The sequence below is a fragment of the Mesorhizobium sp. WSM4841 genome, from assembly GCF_055811515.1.
In genome coordinates this window covers 84,819-105,109 of the sequence record NZ_JBVVQC010000023.1, presented here as the reverse complement: position 1 = coordinate 105,109, position 20,291 = coordinate 84,819, and the positions used below count along the sequence as shown (strand labels likewise).

At 60.8% G+C, this 20,291-nt stretch carries 13 protein-coding genes; 11 read left to right on the top strand and 2 right to left on the bottom strand.

What is annotated here, in order from left to right; all coding sequences use genetic code 11:
* Positions 1–174: 174 nt before the first annotated feature.
* The 5 genes from AC0L14_RS23905 (at position 175) to AC0L14_RS23885 (ending at position 6,771) form a co-directional block, all read left to right on the top strand.
* Positions 175–2,070, top strand: coding sequence for an ABC transporter ATP-binding protein (locus tag AC0L14_RS23905; protein ID WP_473528292.1), 1,896 nt, complete (start codon positions 175–177; stop codon positions 2,068–2,070).
* On the top strand, positions 2,067–3,965 hold the full coding sequence (locus AC0L14_RS23900; RefSeq protein WP_473528293.1) for an ABC transporter substrate-binding protein: 1,899 nt from the start codon (positions 2,067–2,069) through the stop codon (positions 3,963–3,965). The genes AC0L14_RS23905 and AC0L14_RS23900 overlap by 4 nt, the downstream gene beginning before the upstream one ends.
* 2 nt (positions 3,966–3,967) lie before the next feature.
* Positions 3,968–4,966: an ABC transporter permease gene (locus AC0L14_RS23895; protein WP_473528294.1), complete on the top strand. Its 999-nt coding sequence runs from the start codon at positions 3,968–3,970 to the stop codon at positions 4,964–4,966.
* Positions 4,963–6,144: an ABC transporter permease gene (locus tag AC0L14_RS23890; RefSeq protein ID WP_473528295.1), complete on the top strand. Its 1,182-nt coding sequence runs from the start codon at positions 4,963–4,965 to the stop codon at positions 6,142–6,144. Before AC0L14_RS23895 ends, AC0L14_RS23890 begins: the two co-directional genes overlap by 4 nt.
* Before the next feature lie 147 nt (positions 6,145–6,291).
* On the top strand, positions 6,292–6,771 hold the full coding sequence (locus tag AC0L14_RS23885; protein WP_473528296.1) for a class I SAM-dependent methyltransferase: 480 nt from the start codon (positions 6,292–6,294) through the stop codon (positions 6,769–6,771).
* 13 nt (positions 6,772–6,784) lie between these two features.
* On the opposite strand, the gene AC0L14_RS23880 is transcribed toward AC0L14_RS23885, so the two are convergent.
* Positions 6,785–8,200, bottom strand: a complete 1,416-nt coding sequence (locus tag AC0L14_RS23880) for a DUF5939 domain-containing protein (RefSeq protein ID WP_473528297.1) — start codon at positions 8,198–8,200, stop codon at positions 6,785–6,787.
* A 206-nt stretch (positions 8,201–8,406) separates the two neighbouring features.
* Between AC0L14_RS23880 and AC0L14_RS23875 the strand changes: the two genes are divergently transcribed.
* The 5 genes from AC0L14_RS23875 (at position 8,407) to AC0L14_RS23855 (ending at position 15,682) form a co-directional block, all read left to right on the top strand.
* Positions 8,407–9,228 (top strand): hypothetical protein, encoded by an 822-nt coding sequence (locus AC0L14_RS23875; RefSeq protein ID WP_473528298.1) that lies wholly within the window; start codon positions 8,407–8,409, stop codon positions 9,226–9,228.
* Positions 9,229–9,301: 73 nt separating this feature from the next.
* Complete coding sequence (locus tag AC0L14_RS23870; RefSeq protein ID WP_473750910.1) at positions 9,302–9,826, top strand: GNAT family N-acetyltransferase; 525 nt, start codon at positions 9,302–9,304, stop codon at positions 9,824–9,826.
* Between the two features lie 179 nt (positions 9,827–10,005).
* Complete coding sequence (locus AC0L14_RS23865; protein ID WP_473750909.1) at positions 10,006–11,391, top strand: hypothetical protein; 1,386 nt, start codon at positions 10,006–10,008, stop codon at positions 11,389–11,391.
* Between the two features lie 292 nt (positions 11,392–11,683).
* Positions 11,684–14,983: an ATP-binding protein gene (locus tag AC0L14_RS23860; RefSeq protein ID WP_473750908.1), complete on the top strand. Its 3,300-nt coding sequence runs from the start codon at positions 11,684–11,686 to the stop codon at positions 14,981–14,983.
* An 18-nt stretch (positions 14,984–15,001) separates the two neighbouring features.
* A complete protein-coding gene (locus AC0L14_RS23855; protein WP_473485755.1) occupies positions 15,002–15,682 on the top strand; it encodes a peroxiredoxin-like family protein in 681 nt (226 codons plus the stop codon).
* A 38-nt stretch (positions 15,683–15,720) separates the two neighbouring features.
* Here AC0L14_RS23855 and AC0L14_RS23850 read toward each other — a convergent pair whose 3' ends face one another.
* A complete protein-coding gene (locus AC0L14_RS23850) occupies positions 15,721–18,699 on the bottom strand; it encodes a trifunctional glycosyltransferase/class I SAM-dependent methyltransferase/polysaccharide deacetylase (protein ID WP_473750907.1) in 2,979 nt (992 codons plus the stop codon).
* Positions 18,700–19,618: 919 nt separating this feature from the next.
* Between AC0L14_RS23850 and AC0L14_RS23845 the strand changes: the two genes are divergently transcribed.
* Positions 19,619–20,284 (top strand): hypothetical protein, encoded by a 666-nt coding sequence (locus AC0L14_RS23845; RefSeq protein ID WP_473528303.1) that lies wholly within the window; start codon positions 19,619–19,621, stop codon positions 20,282–20,284.
* Positions 20,285–20,291 lie beyond the last annotated feature (7 nt).

Below are 20,291 nucleotides of genomic sequence, written 5' to 3'. Positions count from 1 at the left end.
AGCGAAAACTCGCAACCTGGGATACCGACTACCTGATGGCAGCTCTCCAAGCCCGTTAACCTGGACTCGTTGCCCTGACCGATTCGAATCCAAGTTGCTCTAGGCTGGCAATGCGCTAGTCTCGCTTTCTGGGTCTGCCGCCCGGCAGGCTGCCAGAGTGGGGGTGGTGTGAGAATGAATTCGGGTGTTGATCTGCTGCGGATCGAGGATGTTGGCATCTCTTTTGCCATCATCGGGGGACCGTTGCATGCCGTCAGGCGTGCAAATCTTCGCGTCCTGCCCGGCAAGGTTACCGCGCTTGTGGGCGAGTCCGGTTCCGGAAAATCGGTTATCAGCCAGGCAGTGATGGGCATTTTGCCGAACACAGCCCATGTTCGCGGCCGTATTCTGTTTTCCGATCCTGAAAAGCCCGGCACGACGCAGGATATCCTGCAGATGCCGCGTGACGGACCCGATATCCGGGCGTTGAGAGGCAGCCGCATCGGCAAGATCTTTCAGGAGCCGATGACATCGCTGTCGCCGCTGCACACGATCGGCAACCAGGTCAGCGAATCCCTGCAGATTCATAAGCCCATGGCTCGGGCGGAGCGCAAGGCGCGGACCGAGGAAATGCTCGGCCTTGTCGGCTTTCCCAATCCCAAGCGCGCCTATGACATGTATCCCTTCGAACTTTCGGGAGGATTGCGTCAACGCGCCATGATCGCCATGGCGCTTATCTGCCGGCCCGCCCTGTTGATCGCCGACGAGCCGACGACGGCGTTGGACGTCACCATCCAGGCGCAAATCCTGCAATTGCTGCGCGGACTTCAGACCAAGCTGAACATGGCGATGCTACTGATCACGCACGACCTCGGCGTGGTCGCCAATGTCGCCGATGAGGTGGTGGTCATCTACCATGGCGAGATCATGGAAGCAGGACCTGTCGAGGCGATATTCCGCCGGCCAGGTCACCCTTACCTGAAGGGCCTGATGGCAGCCGTTCCGCATTTCGATCTGAAGCCTGGCGAAAGGCTAAAAGCGCTCCGCGAGGTGCCGGTGAATGTCGGGACCCTGCTCGGCAAGCAGACGGCGCCGGCATCGAAGGGGCCGGACGACATCCTGCTGTCGGTCAGAGATCTGAAAAAGACCTTTACCACCCGCAAGTCCGGATGGTTCGGCGGGGATCATCAAACCTCTGTTCGCGCCGTGGACAGCGTGAGCTTCGATATCAGGCGGGGTGAGTGCCTGGGTCTGGTCGGCGAAAGCGGCTCCGGTAAAACCACTGTCAGCAAGATCCTCATGCGGGCTGTCACCCCTAGCGGCGGCTCTGTGATCTTCAACGGCCGCGATGGACCGATCGACGTCTTGGAAGCCGAGGGAGACGCCCTGCGCATGCTGCGCGCGAAAATCCAGATGGTCTTCCAGGATCCGGTTTCGTCGCTTTCACCTCGCATGACAGTGGAGAACATCTTGAGCGAGCCGCTGGAAATCCATCAGCGTGGCAATGCCGCGTCCCGACTCGCCACGGTCAAGAGCCTGATGCAGGCAATCGGGCTCGATCCGCGCTTCATCAAGCGTTATCCGCACAGTTTCTCCGGTGGACAGCGTCAGCGTATCGGCATCGCGCGCGCGTTGGCGCTGGGGCCTGAACTCCTGATCTGCGACGAGCCGGTTTCGGCACTCGATGTCTCTGTCCAGGCGCAGATCCTGAACCTTCTGAAGGACCTGCAGGAGGAACTGGGCCTGACCTACCTGTTCATATCCCACAACCTGGCGGTGGTGGACTACATGGCAGACCGCATCGCGGTGATGTGCGGCGGGCGTATCGTCGAGCTTGCGCCGCGCGAAATTCTGCTGAGGAAACCGGTCCACCCCTACACGCGCTCACTGGTCGCCGCAGTACCTTTCCCCGATCTCGACAGGCCAATGGATTTCAAGACGCTGAAGCTCAGCGGCGCTTCCGACACCAGCGCATGGGGACCGCAATTCCGCGACGAGGGCGACGAGGATATGCTGTCGCCGCTCGAACTTGGCGGCGGCCACCTCGTGCTGGCCCGACGTTCGGCCGATGTCAGCGAGTTACGCCATTGATCAGCCGGCGCACCGTCCTTGGACTTATGGCTTCGGCATTTCTGCCGGGCACGTCGCGCGCCGGCGATCTGGAGCCGGAATTTCTTCAGCCGCAGCTGAAGGCCAGGGCGCTGCCGGCACTCGCCGAACGCCTGCCCAAGAGCCCGCGCGCGTTGAACCTCGCCGCGATGGGCCGGCAGCCCGGCCAGTATGGCGGCACGCTGCGCACGATCATCGGCAGCCAGAAAGATATCCGAATGATGACGATCTACGGGTATGCTCGCCTGGTCGGCTATGACGAAAAGCTTAACTTGCAACCCGACATTCTCGAAAGTTTCGACGTAGCGGATGATCGCGTCTTCACTTTCAAGATTCGGGAAGGGCATAAATGGTCTGACGGTAGCCTGCTGACGCCGGAGGATTTTCGCTATTGCTGGGAAGATGTCTGGCTGAACGATGAGCTTTCGCAAGGCGGGCTTGCCCCGGCCCTGCTGGCGGGCGGCAAGCCGCCACGTTTCGAGATCGTCGATCCGTCGACGGTCCGCTATAGTTGGGATGCGCCCAATCCCGACTTCCTGCCCAAGCTTGCTGCTGCTTCGCCGCTATCGCTTGTTCTGCCGGCCGCCTATCTCAAGCAGTTCCACAAGAAATACCAGGATCCATCCCGGCTCGCCGGCCTAATGAAGGAGAACCGGGCCCGGAAATGGACGCTCCTGCATATCCGCATGTCGCGGCAGTATCGCCCGGAGAACCCGGAACTGCCGACGCTCGATCCCTGGCGGAACCGGACCAAGCCGCCGGCCGAGCAATTCGTCTTCGAGCGCAACCCGTTCTTTCATCGAATAGACGAGAATGGCCGGCAACTGCCCTATGTTGACCGGATCGTCATGAATGTCAGCTCGCCGGCGATCATCTCCGCCAAGACCGGTGCGGGCGAGAGCGACCTGCAAAGCATGGGAATTGACTTCAGCGATTACTCGTTCCTGAAGGACGCGGAGAAGCGCTACCCGGTGAAGATCCATCTCTGGAAACGCACACAGGGTTCGCGGCTGGCGCTGCTGCCCAATCTGAATTGTTCCGACCAGGTGTGGCGTGGCCTTCTTCGTGACGTGCGCGTGCGCCGCGCCCTTTCGCTCGCTGTGGACAGGCGCGAGATCAATTTGGCCGTGTTCTACGGATTGGCGCAGGAAAGTGCCGATACGGTCCTGCCGGAGAGCCCGCTCTACCGGCCGGAATTCGCGAAAGCCTGGGTCGCCCATGATCCCGACCAGGCCAATGCCCTGCTCGACGAGGCCGGGCTTCAGACGAGTGACGATGACGGCCTGCGGATACTTCCCGATGGACGCCCTGCGCAGATCATAGTGGAAACGGCCGGCGAAAGCACGCTGGAAACCGACGCGCTCGAACTCATCACCGATCACTGGCGCAAGATCGGCATCGCCCTGTTCATCCGGACTTCGCAGCGCGATATCTTCCGCAGCCGCGCCCTTGGCGGCCAGATCATGATGTCGATGTGGTCGGGCATCGACAATGGCGTGCCGACCGCCGACATGAACCCGTACCAGCTGGCCCCCACCATCGACGACCAGCTGCAATGGCCGCTCTGGGGTGCTCACTACTTGTCTCATGGCAAGGTGGGTGAGGCGCCTGATCTTCCGCCTGTGGTCGAGCTGATGGCTTTACTCAAACGCTGGAACGCATCGACCGAAGCCACGGAGCGCGCCGAAATCTGGAATTCAATGCTGTCGATCTACACCGATCAGGTGTTTTCGATCGGCACCGTGAACGGAACGCATCAGCCGGTTCTGGCGTCCTCGCGGCTGCGCAATCTGCCTGACAAGGCGCTCTACGGCTACGACCCGACCGCCTATTTCGGTGTCTACATGCCGGATACATTCTGGCTTGGAGAGTCCTGAGCGTGCTTCGATATTTTGTCTGGCGCATCGCCGTGATGGTTCCAACGCTGCTGGTCATATCGGCACTGGTGTTCACGATCATCGAACTTCCACCAGGCGACTATTTCGACAGCTATGTTGCCGAGCTTCGGGCTCAGGGCGAAGCGGTGGATTCCGATCGCATCGAGATGATGCGCAAGGACTATGGTTTCGACCAGCCACCGGTCATTCGCTACTTCTACTGGGTCGGCGGGATGCTACACGGCGATTTCGGCTATTCCTTCGAATATGAGATGCCGGTTCGCGACGTCGTCGGGGACCGAATGTGGCTGACCGTGCTGGTTTCCTTCGTCACGATCATCTTCACCTGGCTCATCGCCTTTCCGATCGGCATGTACTCCGCCACGCATCAATACAGCTGGGGCGACTACGGCCTGACTTTCTTCGGCCTTCTCGGCCTTGCCATTCCGAACTTCATGCTGGCGCTGATCCTGATGTATTTCGCCAACATCTGGTTCGGCACATCCATCGGCCATCTCATGGACCAGCAATATCTCGGCGAGCCGATGAGCTGGGCCAAGGCGAAGTCGATCCTCGCCCATCTCTGGATTCCGGTCTTGATTATCGGCACCGGGGGCACGGCAAGCATGATCCGGCGGCTGCGCGCCAATCTGCTCGATGAGCTACACAAGCAATATGTCGTGACCGCGCGCGCCAAAGGCCTTCATCCGTTCAAGGCGCTGGTCAAATACCCGCTGCGCATGGCGCTCAATTTCTTCATTTCCGACATCGGCTCTATCCTGCCGGCCATCATCTCCGGCGCCGAAATCACGGCGATCGTGCTGTCTTTGGAAACGACCGGGCCGATGCTGATCAAGGCGCTGCAAAGTCAGGACATGTATCTGGCAGGGTCGTTCCTGATGTTCCTCGCCTTCCTGACGGTCATCGGTGTCCTGATTTCCGACCTGGCGCTGGCGCTGCTTGATCCACGAATTCGTTTGCAGGGCGGCAGCACCAAATGAACACGCATTCGCCGCTGCCCGCTCCGGGTGCTCCACTTCAACACTACGTTTCCACCGCGCCCATTGACCTGCAGTCGGTCGAGGCGATGACGCCGGAGCAGTCGAAGGTCTTTCAGGCGTCGCAGTTGCGGCTGATGTGGTGGAAATTCCGCAAGCACCGGCTTGCGCTTATATCCGGCATATTCCTGGCAGTGCTCTATTTCGGGATACTGATCAGCGAGTTCCTGGCGCCCTACAATCTGCACACGCGCAACATGGACTACATCTATTCGCCGCCACAGCAGGTGCACCTGTTCCACAATGGCGAGTTCATCGGGCCGTTTGTCTATGGCCGCCAGATGACGCTGGATATGGACACGCTCAAGCGGAACTACGTCGAGAACCACGACGATGTTCAGCGACTCAGTTTCTTCTGCAAGGGCGACAGTTACCAGTTCTGGGGCCTGATCGAAGGTGACAGGCATTTTGTCTGCCCTGCTGAAAACGGCCAGCTCTTTCTGGCCGGCACCGACAGGCTGGGGCGCGACGTGCTCTCGCGCATGATCTATGGCGCACGCATTTCACTGACAATCGGCCTCGTCGGCATCAGTTTCAGCTTCCTGCTCGGCATCGTCATCGGCGGACTGGCCGGCTATCACGGCGGTATCTTCGACCTGATCGTTCAACGAATAATCGAAGTTCTGCAATCGATTCCCAGCATTCCGCTGTGGCTGGCCCTGGCGGCGATCATGCCGATAACCTGGAGTCCGATCCTGATCTATTTCGGCATCACCGTCATCCTCGGGCTGCTCGACTGGACCGGACTGGCGCGGGCCGTGCGTTCAAAGCTTCTGGCCTTGCGCGAGGAGGATTACGTTCTGGCCGCGCAGTTGATGGGCGCGGGGAGCAGCCGCATCATCAGGCGGCATCTCATTCCCGGTTTCATGTCGCATCTGATCGCGACGGCGACGCTCTCCATACCGGGCATGATCCTGGGCGAGACGGCGCTGAGCTTCCTCGGGCTCGGCCTGAGGGCGCCGATAACCAGCTGGGGCATCCTGCTCACCGAGGCGCGCAGCGTCAGCGTGATCGCGTTCTATCCATGGCTGCTTTTGCCGATGCTCCCCGTCATCCTCGTCATCATGGCGTTCAACTTTCTCGGCGACGGCTTGCGGGACGCCGCGGACCCCTACAAGTGAGATCGCTGTTCCGCCGCGCGGCCTGCCGACGACTCCACCCGGTATGACGCTTGTCGGCGGCCGGTTGCGTTATTGCAAGGTTCGTCGTTCGCCTCTATATGCGGCAAGCCTCGATCGGGGCTGCTGGTTCAGGACATACAATCGCATATGAGCCGCCTCGATAATTTCATCAGCAGGATGACCGCACAGCGCGACATTCTCAATCAAATCTGCCCCGAGGTGGCGAAGATGGAGGGGCTTGTGCTTGAGCTCGGCCTCGGCAATGGCCGGACGTTCCACCATCTGCGCGAGCTTCTGCCCGGGCGCCGGATCGTGGTGTTCGACCGCGAAGTTGGCGCACACGCCAGCTCAATTCCCGAAGCTGAAAACCTCGTGCTCGGCGAAATACGCGAGACGGGCCGCAAGTTCATTGGCATCGACGCCGCTCTTGTTCATGCCGACATCGGCACCGGCTATGACGATCGCGATGCAGTGACCGCTACCTGGCTTCCCGATCTGATTGCGCGCCTGCTTCGCGTCGGCGGCTTCGCGGTCAGTGGCACGCCGCTCGATCACCCGCTGCTGCAACGCCTCCCGCCGCCGACTTCGGAGCCCGCCGATCGTTATTTCCTCTGCAGGCGCGTGTAAGGCCGAGAAATCCTCAGGGGATTGTATACACCGCTATCTCTCGCTCAATGCCGCGCAGCGAGACCTCGTGAGCCACGGGCGTCAGCGCGTTCCTGTGCAACAGATCGGCGGTGAGATTGTCGTCGACCACCGCACGCGTGGCGAAGATCGCCTGTGCGTTGGCAAGGTTCTGGACCCGCGAAGCAATGTTGACCGTCTGGCCGAAATAGTCCTGTCGCTCGTTCATAGACACCGCGATGCAGGGGCCGGCATGGACTCCGATCTTGAGCAGTAGATCGTCGCGCCCGCTCTTGTCGTTGAGCGCACGCATGGCATCGCGCATCCTGAGGGCCGCAGCAATCGCACGATCAGGCGTCGCGAAAGTCGCCATCACCGCATCACCGATCGTCTTCACCACCGCGCCTGCCTCCGCCGCGACGATCTCGTGCAGAACCTGGAAATGCTCGCGCACGAGATCGAAGGCTGAAAGGTCGCCCACCCGCTCGTAAAGCTCGGTCGATCCGCGCAGGTCGGTGAACAGGAAGGTCAGGCTGGTGATCTTCAGGCGCTGGTTGATGTCGAGTGTATCCGTGCGATAGAGATCGCGGAACGTCTGGTTGGTGAGCAGGCGCTTGGCGGTCAGGAAGGGCCGGCGTTTACCCAGGAAATCATGCAATAGCTGGCCGGCGATGAAGACCGTCGGCAGCACGCGGGTGTCGGTCCTGTTCTCCAGCGAAATGCGCAACGGGCCGGGTTGCATCTCCAGCGTCTGGTTCTGGACATGGTCGCGATCGAAGACCAAAGAGAGGCTTCGGCGCTCTTTTGTTGGTTCGCCCTTCCCGTCGATGAACTGCGCTGAATGGGTGACCGGCTCGAAGACGATGATGAATTCAGACGGAAGCTGTATGGGCAGAACCGCCTTTTCACCGGGGGCAAGCTCGATATCCTCCAGCGAGAACGCTTCTATCTTTTTCGCGAAATCCTCTTCCGGCAGATCGACGCCGGACGCCCAGTAGATCTGGCGGAAATATTCCACCAACGGCAGTTCGTGTGGATTGTGGGCGGCAATCCTGCGCACGCGGGGACTGACGGTGAATGTCACCTCGACCATCTCGTCGAGGGTTGGCGAATAGCCCTCGGAGCACAGCGCGCAGGTGTATTCGTCCTTCTGCAGGGTCTTCAGCGTGGCGTTGGTGTCGAGCACGCCGCCACAGCCGGGGCACAGAACATTCCAGGAAATGTCGAAGATGCCCACCCGTGCCGCATGGAGAAAGGCGCTTATGGCGCGTTCCTCGTCGAGGCCATGCTTGCTGGCGAAGGCTGGCGCATTGATGCGGCAAAGTTCGCGGTCCTTGCCCTCCGCGATGGTTCGCTTGATCGCGTCGATTGCCTGCGGATCGACATCGGTCGATTGCCGCAGAAGCGAGAACAGATCCTGAGCTTCGTTCATCGTGCAGGCTCCGGAAAATGCGCCCCCGGGGCGTGTTGACCGGACCGGTCTTCGGTCCGAGCGCTCCATCTTACTTCGAAACGGACCGTACGGCCATTCGAATGGACAAGCCTGGTGACAGTTCAATTTCCATTCGGGGGATTTTCACCGGCCGCAAGCGGCACTATGATGGGTCCATGGGGCATTCATCTTTGGGACTTTCTCCCATGCCGACACCCAACAACCCGCCATTTCCCGCGGCCCTGCGCCTTTTCTCGGTGGGGGTCATCATCGTCCTGATCGTAGGCGCCGGCCTGTTTTTCGCGCCGGTGCTGGTCAAGCCGCGCTGGCCTTGGGCCGTCACGCCGTTCAATGCCCGCTTCCTCGGCGGCTTCTACACCGCCGAAATGGTCGTGATGGCGGCGCTGCTGGTCTGGAATCGCTGGTCGCCCGGCAGGCTAGTGCTCGTCATGGCCTTCATCTTCACCGCCATCGTGTCGGTGGCTTCGTTCATCAATCTCGGCTATTTCAACTTCGAGCGCAAAGCGCCCTGGCTCTGGTTTTTGGTCTATCTCGCTTCGGTCGCGGTATCCGGGCTGTTCCTGTGGCGGGCCAGGGCCCGTCCTTCTGCAAAAGGCGTGACCTTAACCCCCGCATGGCGCGGCTACATGCCGGTGGAATCGGCGATCGTTGGGCTCTATGGCGTCGGCCTGTTGCTGTTTCCCCTGACATTCGGCAGCATCTGGCCATGGCCGATCGATGCCTTCCACGCTCAGGTCTACAGCGCCATCTTCCTCGCCGGTGCGGGCGGCATATATCTCGTCTGGAGAAGCGCGCCGCGCGAGGAACTGCTGGTGCTCGGCTTGGCGCAGTTTCTGGTTGGCCTGCTTGCCATCCTTGGCCTCGTTATCACCGACGCTGCGGTGCACCGGATCGACTGGACAGCGACCGGGACATTGTGCTGGCTCACCCTTTTTGGCTGGATCGGCATCAGCGGCGTCTTCAAACTCTACGCCGCCTCCCGGTATTTTAGTTCACAATCGGCATAGGTTGCGGAGACGGCTGGATTTTTAGGTGACGTCCGGTGCATCGTGCCGGGCCGATTGCTTTGCCGGGAGCGCCATGACCAGCACGACCTCGCCATCCTCCGAGAAAATCCAGCCGCAGCTCCGGTCCGTCCGGCCAAGCGATGCGGAGGCGCTTTGCGCTATCTTCAACATGCCGGGCTTCCGCTGGGGCACGCTCAGGATGCCCTTCGAGATGGTGGAGCAGGTGGAGCGGCGCATCGCCAAGTCCGGCCAGGAAACCACCTGGATCGTTGCCGAGTTGGACGGCAAGGTCGTCGGCCATGGCAGCCTGGTCGTGCAGGGTTCGCCGCGCCGTTCGCATATCGGCGAGATCAATATCGGCCTTGACGATGCCTTTGTCGGCAGGGGTATCGGCTCTGCCATACTCGGCGCGCTGCTTGACGTGGCCGACAACTGGCGCGCCCTGAAGCGGGTCGAATTGACCGTCTATGCCGACAACGAACCGGCCGTCCGTCTCTACACAAGCCACGGCTTCGAGGTCGAAGGCCGGCATGTGAAGGCCGGTTTTACCGACGGGCAGTACCACGACCTCCTGAGCATGGCCCGGCTGCGGTTCTGAGATCCGCTGTTTGGCCCTTAACTGTTTAGCCAATCTAACAATTCGTGACGAGTCGGCGAACAGACGATTGCTCATGGAGAACTCCGTTGGATACGGTCAACAATCTATGTGTGGGCCGGTCGCATCCAGCAAGTGTGGTCTCCCTTGGCGTTTGCACCGCAAGCGGCTAGACGGGACCAATGACCGCCGTCTTTGACCCAACCCCTACGCCTCCGGTGGAAGTTCTGGCTGTTCTGTCGCTGCTCTGCCCCGAAGTCGTGCGTGACATCGAGCAGAACTGGAATGCACCGGTTTCCGATTACGCCCGCCATCTGTGGCGGCCGGTGGCAAGGCCTGCATCGGGCCCGGCGATCGCTGCCCGCTCGATCCTGCGCGAAGTCCTGCATCAGCGCCTTGGTGTGATCATGCAGCCTGAAGAGATCGGCAAGACCCTTGAAGAGTTCGAGCACAGACCGGTGATTCAGTCCGGCCTGCACTGCCTGCTTCTGATGGACCGGATCACCTTCGATGCCCTCCTGCTTGCCTGGCTCGGCGCGGTCGAAAACGGGCTGTCGGCCTTCTTCGGCTTCATGGGAACGACGATGACCATGGAGACAATTGGCCGGGAGGGGCCGGGATGGCTCGATGTCGGTGACGACAAGGTCAACCTGTTTGGCATGGGGCGCCACAAACTGTGCCGCAAAAGCGCCTGCGTGACCGGTCCCGTCTCCCTCAACAAGCGCGCGCTCGAGGCGGTGGGCGATGAAACAGATGCCAGCCGCTGGCTGGGCACATTGCTTGCCAGCCAGGACAAGGTGTTTGGAACCGCCGCCGATGCGCTGACAGCCCTCAACGAAGATCTGGTCGCCGATTGGGATCGTTCCGGCATGGCCCTGCCGGTTTTCATCGATGATCGGGTGGCCGCGGCTGCCATGGCGCGGCATCTAGAATATGACGGCAGCCTTCTTTCCAGGCTGCTCATTGAGCCCGCAAGGCGCCAGCGTCTCGAACGTGCCTTGCAAGATGCCGCATCGAGCCCATTTGGCAGATTCCTGCCCAATGCCACGGCCTATTTCTGGGGCATCCGCGAGGAGCGCGTGCGCAAGCTCGTCCTCGAGAACGGGCACCTGATCGAGCCTGGCAGGTCGCATGGTCTTTCCATCCCGTTCGAGCGGCCGCATCTCAGGCAGGCGCTGCTGGACGGCGTGCTGCTGCCGAACTTGTTCCTGATGTTCCTCGTCCTTGCCATATTGCCGCGCGTGCGGGTTGTGGGCGGCCTGAGACAGATTGGTTATGTAGCGCTTTTCCACTCGATCCTGCTGGCTGCGCTAGATGAAAACGCGCCGGAAGAGCGCGATCTGGCTGCGGAGCTGCAGGTTCGGGAAAATGCCTGGGGCATGCGGGTCATCGACGAAAAGATCTCGGTCCGCGAGCAGCTTGCCGGCCTGCCGGAAGGGGCGCTCTTCCCGGACCTGCTCCGGCAATACCGTTTGCAGACATTTGCCGAGACGACCGACGACCTGAAGCTGGTTCGCGAAAACGCCCGATGGCGCAAGATCGGCCAGGCAGAGATCAAGGCGAGCTGAGCCTTACTTCAGGTTGATTTTCTGGTGCGCAACCGCGCAAGCGACGGCGATCTATCGGTGAGCCTCTGGCGTCTGATCCGGCCGCTTCCTTGACGCTGATGCCTTTCGGGATTTCGACGACGGCTTCCGCCTCGATCGGCAGCGCTCTGCCACCGGACCCAAACGGATCGCTCGATGCCCATTTGCGCTGCCGCTTGCCGGTCGACGGCTATCGGTGCATCCTTGTGAATAGCCTGGCCGTGAAGTGCGTAGCGAGATCACGCTGCCACGGCCCCTAGTGAGGTCTGGTTCGATGGACTGCTCGGGCTGCGGTTTCGAGGTTGAGGGTGGTTACGCCTTCTGTCCGAGGTGTGGCAGGCGCCAGCCCGTGCCATGCGTCAGTTGCGGCTACCCCTGCGCACCTGATTTCGAGTTCTGTCCGAAATGTGGGGCAAGCCTCGGTGCGCCCGCAAAAGCCGTCGAACGGCCTGCTCCGACACCAAGCCGAGCCATTGTGCCGCCTTCTCGAACTCCGTCGCTGCTTCCGAACATCGAAAGCGAAGAAGGGCTGTATCCCGTCTCTGACGCCGATCGCCGGACGGTAACGGTCCTGTTCGCCGACCTTTGCGGCTTCACGACACTCAGCGAGCAGCTTGACCCCGAGGTCATGCAAGCGCTGCAGAACGAACTGTTCAAGGAATTGACGGCGGCCGTGCGAAACTTTGGTGGTTTCGTCGACAAATTCATCGGCGATGCACTGCTCGCTTTGTTCGGTGCGCCGGTCGCGCATGAGGACGATCCGGAACGTGCGCTTCGCGCCGCTCTCGACATGATCACCCGGACGGCGCGGCTCGGCGAAAGCACCCCCCACTCCGGCTCGCCTCTGTTACTCCATATCGGCATAAACACTGGTCCGGTCGTTACTGGCGGATTGGGCATCGGCACCGCCAAATCCTATTCGGTGACCGGCGACACAGTGAATACGGCACAACGCCTGCAATCGCTTGCCGCACCGGGTGAGGTGCTGGTAGGCGAGCTCACTCACAGGCTGACCCGGCATGCCTTCTCTTACGAGTCGCTGGGTGATGTCGTGTTTCGCGGCAAGGCTGGCAGTGTGCTCGTCCATCGACTGGATGCACCGCTTGCGGCGCCGCGTGCAGCGCGTGGGCTCGAGGCGCTCGGCCTCAGTGCGCCGATAATAGGTCGTGGTGCGGAGCTCAATAGAATGCTGGCGAGCCTTGACCAGGCGTGCGGCGGCTCGGCCCAACTTGTCCGCCTCGTCGGAGAAGCCGGTATCGGGAAATCGCGGCTGGTGAAGGAGTTCGTCGCCCGCGTCGGCGACGAGGATCGTTTTCGCAACGTCGCCGTGCGGCTGGCCACGTGCTCACCGCTGGGCGAACAATCATTTGGCGCCTTGGGCGCAGTGGTGCGCAGCGCTGCCGGGATGATGCAAAACGACAATGGGGACGAAATGCGGGGGAAGCTCGCAGGCTTGCTTACCGATCTCGGCCTGCAGGGCGAGGAGGCGAAGCGGCTGATGCCTTTGCTCTACCATGTGCTCGGCCTTGGCGACCCCGATGCCACCTTGCAGCATGTCGAGCCCGAGCAGCTGCGGCGGCAAATTCTCTACGCAGTCCGCACAATCGTCGAACGGCGGCTTGCGTTGTCGCCGCTGTTGATTGTCGTCGAAGACCTGCATTGGGCCGACGCCGTGTCGCTCGAGGCACTGCGTTTCGTGATGGACAGGTTGGAACGCACGCGGTTGATGTTGCTGGTCACGCATCGTCCGGCGCCGGACAACGGCCAGCTCGATTCAAGTCGGGTCAGTCACACAGCGCTTAGGCTTTCGCCGCTCAACAATGATGACGGACGCAGCCTGCTGGCGGCGCTTTTCGGCGAGAGCTGGGTAAACTCCGCAGGAGGGCTTCTTGACCAGATCCTCGAGCGCGCGGGCGGCAACCCCCTTTTTTTAGAGGAGATCGTCCGCGGCCTTATCGATCGCGGTGTACTGATGCGCGAGGGCCAGCGATGGCGGACTGTGGCAGGCGAAGTCGCAACCGACATTCCCGCCACTATCCAGGCAATGTTGCTTGCTCGCGTCGATCGGCTGCCCCAAGAGGTGCGCCGGTTGGCCCAGGAAGCCGCGGTAATCGGCCCGCGCTTCGATGCCACACTTCTGAAAGCCGTGACATCCGATCCCGGCCGGCTAGAAGCCGGCTGCGAACTGCTTTGCGATGCGGAAATCATCGAGGAAGTTGCCGGATCAGGCTCGGTCTCGTCGCAAAGCTACCGCTTTACGCAAACATTGCTGCAGGACGTGATCTACCAGAATATGCTCCTGCAACGTCGCACCGACATCCACGGGCGGGTCGGTACTGCCTTGGAGCAACTGTGCGGCGACAAGCCGGAACGGCTCGAGGATTTGACCGTGCTCGGTCATCATTTCGCACAGAGCGCCGAGCGGGAGAGGGGCGCGCGTTACCTGCAGGCGGCGGGCGATCGCGCTCGCATGATATACGCCAACGACGACGCCCTTCGTTTCTACGAGCGAGCACTGACTGCGTTGGGCGCGATCGGGCAAACACCGCTCAAACTGGCAATTGCAGAGCGCATTGCCGATTTGAGCGGCCCGGTAGGCCGCCGCGAGATCGCGCACCACCACTACGAGACGGTGTTGCAGGCATACCGCGAGTCAGCCAATCGTGTCGCGTCGGCGCGAGTTTTGCGTAAGATCGGTCGGCTGCTCTGGGACGTCGGCAAGCGGGACGACGCAGAATCCCGCTATGCTGAAGCGGCAGCGCTCCTCGATGGAGCGGATGCCCCGATCGAGCAGGCGCATCTCTGGCAAGAACGTGGCCGCCAGGCGTTCCGTAGCGGAGATCACGCCCTCGCGGCAAAATGGGCAGACGCGGCGCTGGATTGCGTACGCTCTCTGACAACGGAGCATGTCTCTGAGGTCGGGTGTGATGCCACTCTTGTGACCGCCGAGGCACTTAATACCAAGGCTGTTGCGCTGGCTCGCCTTGGGCGAAACCGTGAAGCGGTGCGTCAGGTTGAGCGTAGCATTGAATTGGCCGAAGCCGCCGGTCTACTGGGCGCGGCCTGCCGCGGCTACACCAATCTCGGCGTGCTTTACACGACCATCGATCCGGCACAGGCGATGGAGGTCTGTCGGCGCGGTCTTGAAGTGGCGCGCCATATTGGTGATTTGGGTTTCCAGGCGCGCCTCCTCGCCAATCTGGCGGTCGCTTGTTGTACTTTCACGGATCGCTGTCCAACGGAGGGCGTGCCTGCTGCCGAGAAGGCCATCGAGATCGACCGGGCGCTCGACCAGCGCGAGCACCTGCCGGTGCCGTTGATCGTGCTTGGGCAGATCCACCAGTGCAACGGCCGTCCGGAACTGGCGATTGGCTTGTTCCAGGAAGCGCTGGACGTAGCCCGCGAAACGGGCGAGCCCCAACTGCTGTTTCCGTGCTATGATGGTCTCGCAACGCTTAATCTCGACCTCGACAATCTGGCCGAGGCCGAACGCTACTTTTCCCTGGCGCAGGGCATATGCGCCCAGCACGGGCTCGACCCGGAAGCGCTTGTGGTGCTGCCTTTTCTCGACTAGCCGGGTTGGAGGTTGGAAATGTCCGCGCGTAGTGACTTGGTACCCCTTCAACCGGGCGACCGTGCGCCGAACTTGGTACTCGACGCGATTACCCAGGAAGGCAAGATCGCGCTTGACGACTTTCGCGGACAAAAACCGGTGCTGGTCGGCCTGTTTCGAGGTCTGCATTGTGCGTTTTGCCGGCGCTATATCGCCGCCCAGGCGCGGCTTGATCCGGAGCTGCGCGAAAAGGGCGTGGAGAGCCTGACGGTGGTCAACACGCCGATCGAACGGGCGCGTCTCTATTTCCGCTACCACCCGATGCCGAATCTGCTTGCGGCCTCCGACCCTGAACGCGCTTCACATCGTGCTTTTGGACTGCCCAATCTCGAATTCACCCAAAACGAGACGATCTGGCCGTACAAGGTCTCGATGGCAGCGGCAAAGGACATGCGGGTCAACATACCAGGCGAGTTGCCCGGTCCGATGGATCCTTTTGCGGCCACCGAAATTCTCAACAAGAAGGACAAGTACGAAGTGACCGAAGCCGACGAGCAGATGATGGCAACGGGACACGGACAATTGGTCGGTCAATTCCTGCTCGACCGGCAGGGGATCGTCCGCTGGAGCTTCACGGAAGTTCCAGAGGGTGGGCGATACATGTTTGGGGCGCCAAGCCCGCAGGAGCTGATGTCAGCCGTGACCCAAGTCGCCCAATAGACTTGCGAACGAGGTAAACGGGCGGGACACTGACAAGTTCACCGCTCTTCGAGTACGGCCTCGACGGTGGCAACAAAGTCATCGAGCGAGCGATCCCCGCGAATCTCGATGCGCGGAAGGTCGATGGGATCGCAATCGAGGTCCGCCGGCCCGTGTCTGCCGCCGAAGCCGATTCGATAGCCGCACTCCTTGGCCAGCCTGCCAAGCCGTCGGTCGGTGACAGAAAAGGGTGCCGCGAACGACGTGGTTGGCCGACCGGTCCACCGTTCGATGAACATATGAGAGCGCAGGAGCTCGGCGGCCAAGTCAGAGCTCGACAGACCATCGATCGCGCGATGCGTCGCCAGATGGCTTCCGAAGAACGCACCTTCGGCGGCGAGGCGTCGCACCGTCCCGGCGTCCATAAGCTGTATCGGCGGACCGCTGTCGGCGTCCCACTGTGCGCTTGCGCCCACCAGGTCCGTCACCAGGAACACTTCCGCGGTCAGGTCGTTCGCGCGCAAGGTCGGCCAGGCATGGTCGGCAAAGTTCTGGAAGCCGTCATCGAAGGTGATGAGCACTGGGCGGCCAACGAAAGGTTGACGGTTGGCGATGAACCATTCCAGCTGCTCGGACCTAATCGCGTGAAAGCCATTGGCGCGCAGCCATGCCATCTGGCTGTGGAATGCGGCGGGCGTGAGCCGAAAACGGGCGAGCGCGGCCGGACCATCCTCGGAGACGCTGTGATACATGAGGACAGGGACACGCTGCCGCCGCTCGCTACGTGCGACGTCGCGGCGCAAGGCCCGCGCCCCGCCCCAGACGATGTTTCGCGCGACCCCGATTTCGATGGGTGCGCGGATTGGGACGTAATCGATTGTCGGTTCCGTCGCCACATCTCCAGGTGACAGGCGGCGGAAGCGGTCTATGCGATAGAGCTCGGTCTGGATCGATTGATCGAGGACGAGGCCTTCGGTCGCTGACAGTGTCTCTGAGATCGCTTGTGCACCGAATGTGTTCCAGTCGAAGCCGGTTCTTTCAACATTGTCACGTAGCACGAATGCGTGTGCGTTGATGAAACTGCCGCCAGGCGCCAATGCCTCAACGATTTTTTTGGCAATGCGCCGCAACTCGGCGAGATCGTCCAGGTAGTAGAGCACTTCCGAACAGACGATCAGGTCCATCTCACCAGGCAGCGTGTCCGCGCAGAAATCCAGTACGCCGAACTCAACATTCGGCTGATCGCTGCATCGCGCGCGCGCTCGCCCGATGGCTACGGCGGAGATGTCGGTTGCGGTCAAATGGCCCACTCGCGGCGCCAGCTGCCGCGTGAAGTGCCCCTCCGCGCAGGCCAGCTCAAGCGTCCGTCCGATCGGACCGGCAGGCAGAATTTCGAGCTGCCGCTCATATTTTTCCTGCTCATAGGACGAACCGTAGTTCCAGGGATCCTCGGTCGCGAAACGGCGATTCCAGAACGACGTGCGATCATTGTCGTGCCCATCCGCGGCCGATGCACGGCGCGGCGCTGCAAGCGGCTCTGTAGCTTCGGCGCTCGACCGAACCAGCCCCCGCGCTTCCGCGGCCAACCGCGCGAGTTTGCCGAAGTGGCTGTCCCGATCGGACCGGCGTCCCGCGATGGACGACAATGCCTCAGCTGCAAACATGTTTGACTTGTCGGCACCGGCGCCCTGTTGCGGGGCATGTACAGGCGATCGCCTCGCAAGCCGCGTGGCACTGTCTATAAGCCGCTCAGGGGGCACGAAATCCCGGGTCAATTCGATCCAATGGCGCCTTGTCACTTTCCCGAGTACGCCGAACTGCACGAGAGCCTCGATCTGGCCATCCATCATCAGATAGGCATAAATTTGATCGATTCCTTCCGGAAGTTCGGTCGAGGCCGGGTTTCGAGCGTCGACGCGAATTCCAAGTGTCCGCGCCAGCCTGCGCGGCGCGGCAAGATCGTCGACGTCGAGAAGCATTTGCTCAAGGTAATACTGGACGCGGCGACCCGCGACGGGATTGTCCCAGACCTTGCCGAGTTCGATGATCAACTCCGTGAGGGAGTCGCCGAACCTGTCCCACCTGGCAGCCAATTGCGCTGGCACCGATAGGCTTCCTACCATAAGGCCATCGAAGGCCACCTTGGCGATCTCACGCGCCCACTTACGTCCTGCCGGGAGCGCGCGCAGGGACTGTGGGTTGATCGAGCGTGAGCCGCAGCCGCAATCGGACGCGGCGTTCCACAACGCGAACCACGCGAGTGCTTCGGAAGCGGTGCGGCCGTTCGCCTCGATCGCTCCATTGGCGTGAGCCGATGCTGGCTGTTTGACCCTGGGATCAGGAGAAAAGCCACGGGCGATCACTATTTCCGCATCTACCAGCATCTGCGTCGAATTACGGCTGAGCGAGTTGGGGCTGGTCCGATAGAAAGCGAGCGGCTCGTCGACCATCACCCAACGTTTGCCGAGACGTGCGAGGCGCTGCCACAGATCCCAGTCCTCGCAGGTGCGCAGCGACACATCGAAACCGCCCAACTCGACAATTGTCTCCCGGTCGACGAGCAGAGCGTGAGTGCGGATGGCGCACCGGCGGGCGAATGTTTCGAAGGGCTGGATCGCAACCTCCGTCGGGATGCTCGACGGGGTGAGTTCGCCATCGGGCATCACGCGCCGGGAACCGCAATAGACGGCGACCGCATCGGGCGCGGCTTCAAGTGCGGCCAGCATTTTCGCAAGGAAGCTGGCATCCACCCAATCGTCCGCATCCAGGAACATGAGCCAGCGTCCGCGCGCTGTCGAAATCCCGCTATTGCGCGCGCCGGCGGCGCTATACGCGCAAGAGCTCAACGTCCGAAACCGGGCATCGTGCTCCACATAACCGGCGACAATCGCGGCGGTGGCGTCCGTGGAGGCGTCGTCGACGACGATCGCCTCCCAATCCATTATTTCCTGATCGAGAAGGCAATCGAGTGCGCGTGCCAGCGTTACCTCCGCGTTGTGCGCAGGTACCACGATTGAAACCAAGGGATTATGCGCCACGCCGTCTTACCCGCGCCTGGTTCGAAGGTAGAACAAGAGTCCCGAAACATAGCCGGCGATTTCCTGCCAAAGGAAACGGTTCTCAGGGACGCTGCGTCCAAGCAGTCTTCTGCGAACTCTTCCGAGCCGCCGCGACGCCGCCATTTGGCTGCAGAGCGAGCTTGCTCCTGTCGTGCTGCCGATGTTGGAAGCCTGACGCAGCATTCGCATCCGTGCCGCCGAGCTTGGGCGCCAGTCGTCGCAGATGCCCGTCAAAGCCAAGCATGCCGCATACTCATGTCGATCCCCGGAGTCGGCCCCATGACCACAAGCTACGGTCCCTGGCACCGTATGAGTGCAACAGCTACGGCAAACTGATGTCTTTTGCAATCGGGGGCGCAATAAATGCAATCCCGCTGAAGCTTTGGTGTGAATGACTGCAGTTACTGGGACTATTGCTCCCCTCCTATCGACCGAAACGCCTCGATTCCGAGGTGCATTCTCGAACAGCCATTCTCCGTGCCAAAGAAGGCCTTCCTTCTACCGTTGGGCAGGCATCGGAAGCTGATCGTCGCAGTATACAGCCGGGTGCGAAACAGTATGTGCACCGCCAGACCAGCTAATTTAGATACTTCTAATGAATCTGCGCTACTTAATTGCGCTCCAGTAGCTATAGCCTGACATTGTATTACCCATTTCGATAGTAGATTGCGTCCAATGGTCGATTAGATTAGCCGGTTATGGCTTCTATCACAAAGAGATGCCAGAGCGACACCAATCGGAACTCGTGCATTTGCTGCTAGTCCAAGAGATGTAAAAGGGACGCACGATTTGGTTTAAGTCAAGAAGATTCCGGCTTGCGAGCCGGGTATTTTGCTGACATGCTTGGGTGTTTTTGAGTTTTGCACTGTGGCAGGTGCTCAAATGAAGGGGCATAAGGATGGCTAAGGAATCTTCGAATACCGCTTCTTCAGCAAGTAAAGCGGACGGAAATCTGACAAGTAATGCAGAGGGAAACGGGCTGGCCTTGATGGGGGTCCAGGCTCGCGAGGGCGGGGTCTCCGGCGACGCTGTAGGTGTCGACAAGATACGTGATCTGCTGTTCGGCAACCAGATGCAGGACTATGACCGCCGTTTTTCCAAGCTTGAAGAACGGTTCTTGCAGCGCTTCAAGGATGTCGAATCCGAAGCCAAGCGCAATCTTGAAATGTACGAGTCAAATGCAAAGAAGCAGGTCGAATCGCTCGCGGCGCAATTGCGGAACGAAAAAGATGCACGAGCCGAGGCCGACAAGGAGATTGACCGGAATCTTCGCGAGCAAAATCAGGCGCTTGAAAAGCAGGTGCGCGCGTTGTCGGATCAATTGAGCGAGCTTGAGCGCGAAGTCGCGGACCGGATAAATCGAAGCGATCAATTGCTGCGTGAGGAAATCAAGCAAAAGAATGAAAGCATGCAGATGCTAATGGAAAAAATGTTTTCCGATCTCAGCAACGTAAAGACCGACCGAAATCTTTTGGCTGGCCTGTTTGTCGAGGTTGCAAAATGTCTAAATCAGGATCCCGCCGGCAGCAAGAGCAACTCGGAACGTAGTTGGAAAGTGAGTTGATCGGAAC